The following is an 11094-nucleotide window of genomic DNA, read 5'->3' as shown; positions in this document are numbered from 1 at the left end:
CTAATACTATAAGATATATTAGAATTTTTTGCAATAAAATCAATGAAAAGTTTTTTGTTCTTTTAAAGTGCATGCTATTGAATTTAAGGTTATGGAGTATTGCGGACATAATGTACCACCTGTGTAATCTTTCTTACCAGTGAATGTCTCAGACCTCAGCAACTGTTGCCACCGTATTTAACAAAAAATCTTTAAAAACAAAAAAGTCTAATCACTGCCTGTTTTAGGCGAAAAATTAGGCTTTGTAATGTTTAACAAACGCACCCTATTCTAGAACAGTTGCTACCTTCCCTGTTGTCCAAACCATTCCAATGCTCGTTGTTCCATTTCGCTCACGAAAGGCTTTTTCGCTTTGCTATAATAAGCCGTATCTTCATATTTTTGAGCCAGCTCTTCTTTTAAACGCTTGTATCGTTCAACTTCATCAGGATGAGTTCTTAAATAATCTCGAAAAACTAAATGCCGTTCGATTTGAGGGTTATCATACTGGTAAACATGGATGTGGTGGGTTCTGTTCTCCCCACCTTTTCGAAATAATCGTCGATTCTGTATGCCCCATTCCCCAGCAACGTCATATCCAAGTAAGCTCATTTGGTCATTGAATGTATCAATTTTATCGATGTCTTTGACGAGACACATCATGTCAATAACAGGCTTTGCATTCATGCCTAAGACAGAGGTACTACCAAAATGTTCAAACTTGATTATTTCATCCCCAAAAATTGCACTCAAAAACTCAGCCTCATCTTCAAACATTTTACTCCAATTTTCATCATACTCCGATAGCCTAACTTTCAATTGTATCCCCCCACTAAAGCACTTTATAAATCCATCTACGACAAAATGGCCCGATTCAGGCACAGTACTTCTTCCACAACTGCACCCGTTAACAGAAGAGTACGTCTTGTTTTGTTGAGCTAACAATATAATATTTAATCCCAATAATTAAATACGATTTCTCCTACTGTTTTCGGTTTCCAATACGTAAGTTGTTTCAATTCATCTTGGTGCAAAGTGTTTTCATTTTTAATGATAATATTTTTGCCTTGTTGAGTATACTTTAAAGGTTCATTCAGCTGCTCAAGACATAATACTTTATAATACTGATTGAAGGTCTTTGATAGCTCAATATCGTTAATGAAAGGCAAGTTATGTTCATCTGCTTCACGGGAAGATGTAAACGCAACGAATGGATAATGGCTATTAAGAAGGACGTGAACCCTTTTATTCTTCAGTTTAATTATACATTCGTAGAAATTTTTCATTGAACCTAAGCCTTCAACAATATCCACCCCGTTTGAACCAAATGAGGAATAACAAACTGTCTTAAATCCGCTCTCTCCAATTGATATCGTCGGTTGAAACCCAGTAATTCCTGCACGTAAAAGCATACATATCCCCCCTTGAAAACAACACCCGTAATCCAACAAAATGGCCCTATTCTTGAATTACCTAATTCGCTAACGTTCAGATTGCGATGGTAATATATTAATGACATCAATTGTTTCTTCATCTTCATAAACCATATAGAAAATCAAATAATTTAACATTCGATGCCGACTTTTTCCGTATGTAAGACAATGAAACCCTCTGAAAGGACCTTCTTCAACTTTTTTACCTACATACGGAAAAGAAGATAACAGGTGATCAATTTCATCAATCATGTTATCCTCTTTGGAAAACCACCATTCAAGCACATCTGCTCCTTGTTCCGCAAAGAAAGCTTGAATTTGATCTAAGCAATTTTTAAACTCCTTCGTAAAATAAACTGAAAAATTCTGGTCACTTTCTTTGTTCATCCCTTAACTCCTTAAGTTCTTTTGCTGTATAGCGTTCCATGTCTGGATTATCCAAGTAACGTTGAAGCGATTCCTTTAATTCTGGATATGCTTCGATTTCCAGTGCTAAATTATCAAATTTTTCATTCACAGAATCCGTATCGTGAACTTCCAAGGAGATTAGTTTCCCATCGACAACAAACATTCCTTCACTTTTATCACTTAGGGCATTTGCAAGTTCTTTTTTGACATTATTATTCAATGCACCCATTATATTTCACCTCAATTTATTTAACCTTAGTATATCACAAATCAGGCTTGTTCCGTCCATTTACCCTCAATTTTAATCGCAAACTTTAAAAGTATTTACCATAAAAGTCATGTCTTAATTTTCCGCTAAGATGCGCGTATATCCTTGTTGTTTCACTTTTTTCATGACCAAGAAGACTTTGAATTATTTCAAGTGGAGCACCATTATCAACCATATGTGTTGCATAGCTGTGACGCAATTGGTGTGGATGAATTGTTTTTTTGATACCTGCTCTATTAGAGATACGTTTTATAACATACCTTAGTGAATCCACACTCATTCGTCTTTTCAGGTTACGCTCTGTAACAAATAAACAGTCTTCCTCATCATCACGTTTCTCAAGATACCTTTTTAGCCAAATGCTACAAAGTATATTAAAATAAACCTCCCTTTCTTTATCACCTTTCCCGTGTACAATAACGGAATTTCCTGTGAAATTAATATCCTCCTTATTTAATTTTGCAACTTCTCCAATCCTGCAGCCAGTTGAATAGAAAAACTCGAATAGAGCATTTTCCATCGGAGTATGACATCCTTCACGAAGATGCTCAATTTCATGTTTGGACAGAAATTTTGGAATTCTTTGTCCCAATTTTGGTTCTTTAAGTTTAGCGGCTGGATTCTTCGAAATATGCCCTTCCTCATGTGTCCACTTAAAAAGTGATTTAATGAAATGAAACGTATTCGATGCCCTAGACTAGATGGCTTCAGATGCTCACCATCGTCTATTAGATATTGCTTTAAATTTTCTGTTGTAAACTCCTTCATTTTAACATCACTGAAAAAACGTTTTAAAAGATTATATTGAAAACCATACATCTTCAAAGTGAGAGGAGAATAGCCCTCAATTTTTTATCAGACTGGTATTTACTCCATGCCTCCGACAACAACATATTTTCACGCTCCATACTATGAATCAATTATTTTAATTCTAGTATAGGCAGTATGAAAAACCCTTATTCAACAATCGTAATGTATAGTGGTGAAATCTGTAAAAAAATAGACACAACTCAAAAAAGAATTGTGTCTTTTTGTGGACTGCTTGTGCAACAATCTGCGCCCGTTTGCGGAATGTCTTTTCTAACTGAAGCCAATCAAACTATCGGCAAGTATAACATTAATAATTCAATATGCGTATGGCATTTAACTACAAAACATATAGAAGATGCAAGGGGGTAATAATTAATCAGACAAAAAAAAACGCTGTGGCTCCGAGTTTCGCAAATGGTAGCCCTTCCCTAAATTTGGGCTCCTATAGCCTGTATACTCCAGTTTCTCTTATTCTTAAAATCTTCAAGAGGATAATCACTTTAATACTTCTATAGAATCAGTTATGCAAATTTGTAGATCAGATTCCTTCACATCACCATTCTTATCATATTTCACTATAACTTATTCTCGAATATTTACACGTTCGTATACTTCTTTGGTGACTGAAAAATATATCGCCCCTTTTCTGGTTATGGCTCCTCTCCAAACTCCCCAATATTAGGGGAAACTAGTATTACATTTGGATGAGGGATTTTTTCATTTACATAGCCTGTCATCTCTATTATTTTCATATTATTATTTTTCGATTTTTCCTGTGGGCAGCCCATTAAAAAAAGCAATAAAATCTAAATTAGAAGTAATTTGTATCGTTGGATAACCTTCATGCCAATTCCTCCATCCCATTATAGCTTTCTAAAAATTAGGAGTCTACGATTTACCTAAAATATAATACTTGTCTTATTATAAAGATAGCAAAAAAACATCTTGTTATTCATAGATAACTGCTTACAACATTTATTAACAAAAACGAGTATAAGGTTCTATCCCTATACTCGTTTTGATCTATATTACATTTTTTCTGGTGCTTTTACACCAACTAAACTAAGTGCGTTAGCAATTGTAACACGCACTGCTTCCATTAATGCTAGGCGTGCTTTTGTACGTTCTTTATTAGTGGCATCCAACACTTTTTCGGCATTATAAAAACTGTGTAGGCTTGCAGACAATTCAAATACATATTGGGTTACTTTATGCGGAATGCGCTTTTCAGCAGCATCTGCAATCACTTGTGGAAATTCTCCTAATTTCTTTAGTAAGTCTTCTTCCTTTTCCGCTCCCAGCAGGCTATGATCAAATGCCGTTGTGATTTCATATCCTTGTTCTTTCGCTTGCTTCAACATTGTACAAATTCGTGCATGTGCATATTGAACGTAATAAACCGGGTTTTCATTCGATTGAGAGCGGGCCAAATCCATATCGAAGTCTAAGTGTGAATCACAAGAACGCATATTAAAGAAGTAGCGCATCGCATCAATCCCGACTTCTTCCATAAGTTGACGAAGTGTCAATGCTTTTCCAGTACGTTTACTCATTTTTACCCGTTCGCCATCTTCAAACAAGTTTACCATCTGGATAATTTCCACTTCTAGCGTATCCTTTGTATAACCTAGTGCTTGAATAGCAGCTTTCATACGGGGAATGTAACCATGATGATCTGCTCCCCAAATATTTATCAGTGTATCGAACCCACGGTCTAATTTATTTTTATGATATGCAATATCTGGTGTTAAGTACGTATATGTTCCATCTGATTTAACTAACACACGATCTTTGTCATCACCGTAGTCTGTTGTACGTAACCATACGGCATCATCTTTTTCAAAGACAACATTCGCTTCACGTAGTTTCTGTAAAACATCGTTAATTTTATTTCCTTCATATAATGATGTTTCGGAAAACCACGAATCAAACTCCACACCAAATGCAGCTAAATCATGTTTCAATTTTGCTAGTTCATAATCCAAACCATATTTACGGAAATAGTTTAAACGTTCATTTTCAGGTTTATCTAGCCATTGATCTCCTTCTTCTTGTGCAAGCCTTTTTCCTATTTCAATAATATCTTGTCCGTGATAACCATCTTCTGGCATGTCACACTCTTTACCTAATGCTTGCATATAACGGGCTTGTACGGATAATGCTAAATTATGCATTTGGTTTCCAGCATCATTAATATAATATTCCCTTTGTACATCATAACCTGCTGCCTCTAATACATTGCACAGTGAATCACCATATGCAGCACCTCTTGCATGACCTAAGTGTAAGTCACCAGTTGGATTTGCCGAAACAAATTCCACTTGAATTTTATGACCTTTTCCAAAATCGGAACGGCCATATGTAACACCCGCATCGATAATTGTTTCGATAAGATTAGTTAAATAATCATTATTCATATAAATATTAATAAAGCCTGGTCCAGCAACATCGATTTTCTCAATTGTCTTACTTGATTTAGATAACTCATCGACAATCTTTTCCGCAATCTTTCTAGGCGGTTGTTTCACGATTTTGGTTAATTGCATTGCGATATTTGTTGCATAATCCCCATGTTCTTTATTTTTGGGCTTTTCAAGTACAAGGTGAGGTAGTTCTGCTTCAGTAACTAATTCAGCTTGCAATACTGCTTGTTTTATTTCTTCTTTTATATTATCTTCCACTTGTTGTACCATGTTCATCATGTCAGTTTCCTCCTTGTTTACGGTACCGTTCCATACAGACGCACGCATATTGATATATTATAACATCTTTTTATAGTAGAAAGCGACCAACAAGGAATAGTTGAAATCAGTATATTTTTTAGATGTTCAAATGCCAAATATTACTTTCAACTTTTACATTTATAAAATAAATCACGGTAATGACTCTGAAGTATTGGATAAAGCCATTCATGAATCGTAATGATTCCTATTTACAAATCGTAATCATTACGATATAATAAAAAATAGTTTTTCGTGTACTTGAATATTGGAAGGAGCTGAATCAATGGTTGATCCCATTATTTCCTTAAAAGAGGTTAATTTTTCATACGAAAAAAAGCAAATATTACATGACATAAATCTTGATATACCAAAAGGTTCATTTCTAGGCTTGATTGGCCCAAATGGTGGTGGAAAAACAACACTAATCAAACTCATTCTCGGTCTGATCAAACCTAACTCGGGAGAAATTTTACTATTTGGCAAACCACTCACTTCATTTAAAGATAAAAGTAAAATTGGCTTTGTTTCCCAAAAGTCCAATTCCTTTAATAAAGGCTTTCCTGCTACTGTATATGAAGTCGTATCGATGGGGCTTACAGCCAAGCTTGGGTATTTTTCTTTCCCTACAAAAAAGGACCGCGAAAAAGTTGTAGAAGCGATTGAGCAAGTGGGTATGACAGAATACATGCATCAAAATATTGGAAACCTGTCAGGCGGACAACAGCAACGTGTGTTCATAGCCCGATCCCTAGTAAGTGATCCTGAACTCTTAATTTTAGATGAGCCTACCGTTGGGGTAGATAATGAAAATGTGCAACGTTTTTATGATTTACTTTATAAAATTAATAAAGAACGCCATATTACTTTGTTACTTATTACACATGACACCGGAACGATTACAAGTTTTGTAACAGACATCGCCTGTTTAAATCAAACATTACATTTTCATGGCAAACCAGATGAATATGAAGCTCTTGATCAACATGATCTATCCAAAATATATGGTCATGCTGTCCATATCGTCACCCATGATCATTCATAACATTTTTGGAGGTATAGCATGTTAATTGACTTTTTTCATTATGATTTCTTAAGAAACACTTTATATACAGGACTTCTAATTGGTATTATTGCACCATTATTAGGTACGTTCATTGTAGTGAGAAGGCTATCATTAATTGCCGATGCGCTTTCTCATGTGACGTTAGCTGGTATTGCATTCGCGTTATTTCTACAAAAACAAGTCTCCTTTCCAATTGCACCTTTATATGGTGGTATGTTCTTTTCAGTTACTGGCTCAATATTAATTGAAAAGTTGCGTAGCGTCTATCGAACATATCAAGAGATTGCTATCCCCATTATTTTATCGGCTGGAGTTGGCCTCAGTGTCATCTTCATCTCATTAGCAAATGGATTTAACACGGACCTTTTTAGCTACTTATTTGGGTCAGTCTCTGCAGTTAGTAGAAATGACTTTTATATGATACTTACGATTGCAATTTTTGTTGTAGCTATTATCGTACTATTTTATAAAGAATTGGTTGCACTTTCTTTCGATGAAGAGCATGCAACTGTATCAGGTATTCATGCAAAACGAATTCATTTGTTGTTTATCGTTTTAACAGCACTTGTCATTGCTGCATCAATTCGTATTGTCGGTGTTCTTCTCGTCTCAGCATTAATGACGTTACCGGTTGCGGCAAGTATGCGGATTGCGAAAGGATTTAGACAAACATTAATCTTATCGATTATCTTTGGTGAATTAGCTGTTATGATTGGATTAATTACAGGTTATTATTTTAGCATTCCACCAGGTGGTACAATTGTTGTCGTATCTGTTATCATTTTATTATGGACTATCATAGTAAAAAGGAGGTAATTAGCATGAACATGAATGAAGCGATACGTATTTTAAAGGAAAAAGGCTATAAAGCGACGGGAAGAAGAAAAGATATGTTGGAATACTTCGCTCATGCTGATGGATATCGTACAGCCAAACACGTATTACAACATATGGAAACATTACATGAAGGAATAAGCTTTGATACCATTTATCGCAATCTGAACTTATACGATGAAGTTGGTATACTAGAAACAACCGATTTAGATGGAGAAAAACACTTTCGGATGAAATGCACCACTTCCCATCATCACCATTTTATATGTCGTGATTGCGGCAAAACGAAGGATGTTGACATTTGCCCCATGGAAGAGGTAGCACAATCATTAGCTAATTATAGAATTGATGATCATAAATTTGAGATATATGGCGTATGCCCAACGTGTCAAATCGGATGAGAGTGAATATTTACTTTGCGGTAGGCTTAGGTGGTATCATTGGTTCTCTCGCCCGCTACATGGTTTCACTCCTTATTCATAGTGAACTTCCATACGCAACTTTCTCGGTAAATATAATCGGTTGTTTTTTACTTAGTTTTATTATGCATCATCGAAAAATTAAAAGAACATTTTCCACAACGGTTTTAACTGCAGTACAAACAGGAGTCATTGGTTCGTTCACCACATTCTCTACTTTTACTACGGAAACAATAGAACTAGTAAATCAGCATATATTCCTTGCCTTAAGTTATATTTTATTAAGTATTTTCTGTGGACTGTTTGGAAATTATCTTGGGTATCAATGCGCTAGTAAGCAGGTGGATGTATGAGTGCAATTTTTGTAGCAATTGGCGGATTTTTTGGTAGTATCTTACGCTATTACCTTTCTCATTTATTTCACAAGCAATTAATAGGTACATGGATTGCCAATATTACTGGTTCCGTTTTACTTGGATTACTAGTAAAACTACATGTAGGGCACGTCCTACCAGAAGTCGCCTGGTACATATTTGGTGTAGGATTTTGTGGCGCCTATACCACTTTCTCCACTTTTGGTAATGAAACGATGCAATTACTGTTAGACAAACATTATATTAAAGCGTTTAGCTACGTGTTTATTTCATTATTTGTATCATTATTACTGGTCTATGCTATTTTTAACATTTCATTTCCAACACGACATGAACTTCCGTAATAACGATTCATGTCGTGTTGGTTATTTTTTTAGGCTCTTTGAAATACTTTTGTTCAATATGCTGTAAATGACGTCGTAATTCATTTACTTCATCGTAACTAACTTCTAACATATCTCCATAACGAACCTTCTGATACGTATCTAAATGACCTTCAAAACCAATCCTTCCTAGCCAATCTTCAATTGTTTCAGATGGTTTTCTTCCCCATTTTTTCTTTTTTGCTTTCCTTTCAAATTGATAAACAGCTTTTCTAATCGGATGATTTGGTTGTTTTCTACTAAAAGTAGGCCGCCATTCCTTGATTGTTCTGCCCTTACTATCTTTACTTGTAAAGTAATCTATACCGCTTTGTTTTTCTTCTGCTAAATGTATTTCTTGTAGCTGCTTCCTTTTACGCATTGCATCAATTGCAAATAAAATAAATACAATCAAAAAGATAGCAAAAGTGATTCCCGCTAACACGGTAAGCACTTCCATCATGTTAAAACCTGTTGACTTTTCAATTATTTTATCATCCATTGCCGACAGTGACCCATCATCCTCTTGTTCTGGCCAACCTTGTTGTTCTACATCAAGGAAGCTTAATGTATTCGCTACGCCTGTAATAATATTTGAAAACAAAAAAATGATAGTTTGTCTCATGAAGATTGCAATCTGGAAAATCTGATTGGACAGTAAAGAGAATATCCCAGCTCCTCCGAATAACGCAATTGCAAAATAAAATCCTAATAATATATTTACATCTTGACGTTGGTTCTTATGCACACTCACATAATGGCTAACCATAAAACCAAAAAATAGGATTAGTAATAGTGCTAAAACATAAATTAAATATCGCGGATCGTTAATCAAGATGATATTTATTGCACCGAGTAAACATGTTATTAGTAAATACTGTTTTTCTTTTCTTATGTCTTGGTACTTCTTTATGAAAACAAAACGCCATACAAAAATGATAGGTAATATAATCGTAAATACTACTGGATAATTTAATAAATAAAGAGTAATAAACAAAACAGGTAATGCACCAAAGTACAGCATATTACTCATTTTCTTCGTATGCATCAATGTAAACACGGCACAAGTACCAACTGCTAATAATAAATAACTCCAATATGGTACCATTAAATATTTGTGGTGAAAGATTGGTAACATAAGTAAAAACACAAGAAGTATTTCACATAGAAAATGATACGCATGCGTGACAATCATCTGATTACGTAGCATATTGCGAAACCTCCTTTTTCAATGGCTTTACATACGCCGCTTGCTCTTCATCCATTTGTATAATTTGATAGAGAGAGACTTGCTTCTGTTTCCAATTACGCGTAATTTGGGTTAGATTTGCTGGTACGTCTCCAACAAATATGATTGTTTTAGGTGTAACAAGTTGTTTCCCTATTTGATAGAGCATTTTATCAAAAGATACGGATAATGATTGTTTGGAGATACGTGCCAATAACTCCAATGATCTTGCATAATGATTCTTGCCTTCTCCTTCTGGTAAATGAATATACGGAATGGACCCTGGTTTTCTCGCATTCATAAAGATTTCAAAAGGACTATTGTGATGGAAAGTATATTCACATAAATAGGCTGTATAAGATAAATAGTCTTCTAGCATTTTATTAAATCGAACCATATCTGTCCGGTATTCATTGGCAATATTTATAACAAACACATACGAATGATCAATGACTTTTTCATATTCAGTCGTTTGCAATTGTTGTGATTTTGCCGATGCTTTCCAGTTGATTTTATAAAATGGATCACTATACTGATATGTCCTTGTACCTATCGGACTTTGAATATCTTCAAATGGTGACAAATTGACACGTCCGGTTCCGGGTATAGAATGAAAAATCTGTTCAACCCCTGATACTGGCAATGCTTTTGGAAAAACAATTACTTCAGTTTGATAACTTGGCATATACTTTAACGAAATGGATGAAAAACTTAATAAATGTGGAAATGTATAACGAATATTCGTTATCAAGGCTACACCTCGTTGTTTTGCTTCAATCGGTATATCGATAACAGTTGTTTTCGATTGGATAATTGATAATGGAATAGACAATGGTTCCCAATATTGCTTTTCCTTTTTCACCAACGTATATGCATAAATAGAAGAGCCTAATTGCAAGTGACAAGAACCATTTATTAGAGGAAATATAGAATTATTTTCGATTTCGAATCTTAATGATGCTTTTTCTCCCGGAAATAACTTCACTTGTCTAGGCTCATTTTTTAATTGTAGTTTTGTACCAACACTACGATCATAAATCTTATATACGGTTAAAAATATAACAAACATCCCCATACCAACTATTGCCAATGGTTTTTGATAAATGAGTCCAAGGATGAAGAATATGATAGCAGTAATCGCAACATATTCAAAGCTTTTAATATGCTCCACATCAAATTCCTTTTTCCACATC

At 34.8% G+C, this 11094-nt stretch carries 12 protein-coding genes and 1 pseudogene; 5 read left to right on the top strand and 8 right to left on the bottom strand.

The features are described 5' to 3' along the window. Window positions 1–282 precede the first annotated feature (282 nt). The 6 genes and pseudogenes from ACFFIS_RS04280 to argS form a co-directional block, all read right to left on the bottom strand. Complete coding sequence (locus ACFFIS_RS04280; RefSeq protein ID WP_320379521.1) at window positions 283–798, bottom strand: GrpB family protein; 516 nt, start codon at window positions 796–798, stop codon at window positions 283–285. Between the two features lie 134 nt (window positions 799–932). Next, window positions 933–1391 carry a hypothetical protein gene (locus ACFFIS_RS04275; RefSeq protein WP_320379522.1) on the bottom strand — a complete coding sequence of 153 codons (459 nt, stop codon included), beginning with the start codon at window positions 1389–1391 and terminating at the stop codon, window positions 933–935. Between the two features lie 69 nt (window positions 1392–1460). Then, the gene (locus ACFFIS_RS04270; RefSeq protein WP_320379523.1) at window positions 1461–1799 is read right to left on the bottom strand and encodes a type II toxin-antitoxin system RelE/ParE family toxin; all 339 of its coding nucleotides are present in this window, start codon (window positions 1797–1799) and stop codon (window positions 1461–1463) included. Further along, window positions 1783–2049, bottom strand: coding sequence for a hypothetical protein (locus ACFFIS_RS04265; protein WP_320379524.1), 267 nt, complete (start codon window positions 2047–2049; stop codon window positions 1783–1785). The genes ACFFIS_RS04270 and ACFFIS_RS04265 overlap by 17 nt, the downstream gene beginning before the upstream one ends. A gap of 85 nt (window positions 2050–2134) precedes the next feature. Then, a pseudogene (locus tag ACFFIS_RS04260) lies at window positions 2135–2981 on the bottom strand (tyrosine-type recombinase/integrase). A 945-nt stretch (window positions 2982–3926) separates the two neighbouring features. Then, on the bottom strand, window positions 3927–5597 hold the full coding sequence (gene argS, locus ACFFIS_RS04255) for an arginine--tRNA ligase (RefSeq protein WP_320379831.1): 1671 nt from the start codon (window positions 5595–5597) through the stop codon (window positions 3927–3929). Window positions 5598–5904: 307 nt separating this feature from the next. Between argS and ACFFIS_RS04250 the strand changes: the two genes are divergently transcribed. The 5 genes from ACFFIS_RS04250 to crcB (ACFFIS_RS04230) are packed head-to-tail and all read left to right on the top strand — an operon-like array spanning window position 5905 to window position 8655. Then, the gene (locus ACFFIS_RS04250; protein ID WP_390186286.1) at window positions 5905–6663 is read left to right on the top strand and encodes a metal ABC transporter ATP-binding protein; all 759 of its coding nucleotides are present in this window, start codon (window positions 5905–5907) and stop codon (window positions 6661–6663) included. A gap of 18 nt (window positions 6664–6681) precedes the next feature. Further along, a complete protein-coding gene (locus ACFFIS_RS04245; RefSeq protein ID WP_320379525.1) occupies window positions 6682–7500 on the top strand; it encodes a metal ABC transporter permease in 819 nt (272 codons plus the stop codon). Between the two features lie 5 nt (window positions 7501–7505). Beyond that, entirely contained in the window at window positions 7506–7919 is a 414-nt protein-coding gene (locus ACFFIS_RS04240) for a Fur family transcriptional regulator (protein ID WP_320379526.1), read from the top strand. After that, window positions 7916–8290 carry a fluoride efflux transporter CrcB gene (crcB, locus tag ACFFIS_RS04235; protein WP_320379527.1) on the top strand — a complete coding sequence of 125 codons (375 nt, stop codon included), beginning with the start codon at window positions 7916–7918 and terminating at the stop codon, window positions 8288–8290. The genes ACFFIS_RS04240 and crcB (ACFFIS_RS04235) overlap by 4 nt, the downstream gene beginning before the upstream one ends. Continuing rightward, entirely contained in the window at window positions 8287–8655 is a 369-nt protein-coding gene (gene crcB / locus ACFFIS_RS04230; protein ID WP_320379528.1) for a fluoride efflux transporter CrcB, read from the top strand. The genes crcB (ACFFIS_RS04235) and crcB (ACFFIS_RS04230) overlap by 4 nt, the downstream gene beginning before the upstream one ends. Window positions 8656–8662: 7 nt before the next feature. Here the strand turns inward: crcB (ACFFIS_RS04230) and ACFFIS_RS04225 are convergent, their stop codons facing one another. Both ACFFIS_RS04225 and ACFFIS_RS04220 read right to left on the bottom strand, forming a co-directional pair. Continuing rightward, on the bottom strand, window positions 8663–9883 hold the full coding sequence (locus ACFFIS_RS04225) for a hypothetical protein (protein ID WP_390186284.1): 1221 nt from the start codon (window positions 9881–9883) through the stop codon (window positions 8663–8665). Further along, on the bottom strand, window positions 9873–11093 hold the full coding sequence (locus tag ACFFIS_RS04220) for a DUF58 domain-containing protein (protein ID WP_320379531.1): 1221 nt from the start codon (window positions 11091–11093) through the stop codon (window positions 9873–9875). The genes ACFFIS_RS04225 and ACFFIS_RS04220 overlap by 11 nt, the downstream gene beginning before the upstream one ends. Window position 11094 lies beyond the last annotated feature (1 nt).

Origin of the sequence: Paracerasibacillus soli (genome assembly GCF_042432965.1) — a bacterium.
Classification (GTDB): Bacteria; Bacillota; Bacilli; order Bacillales; family Amphibacillaceae; genus Paracerasibacillus; species Paracerasibacillus soli.
The sequence above is the reverse complement of the archived record's forward strand: the minus strand, read 5'-3'. Positions and strand labels throughout refer to the sequence as shown.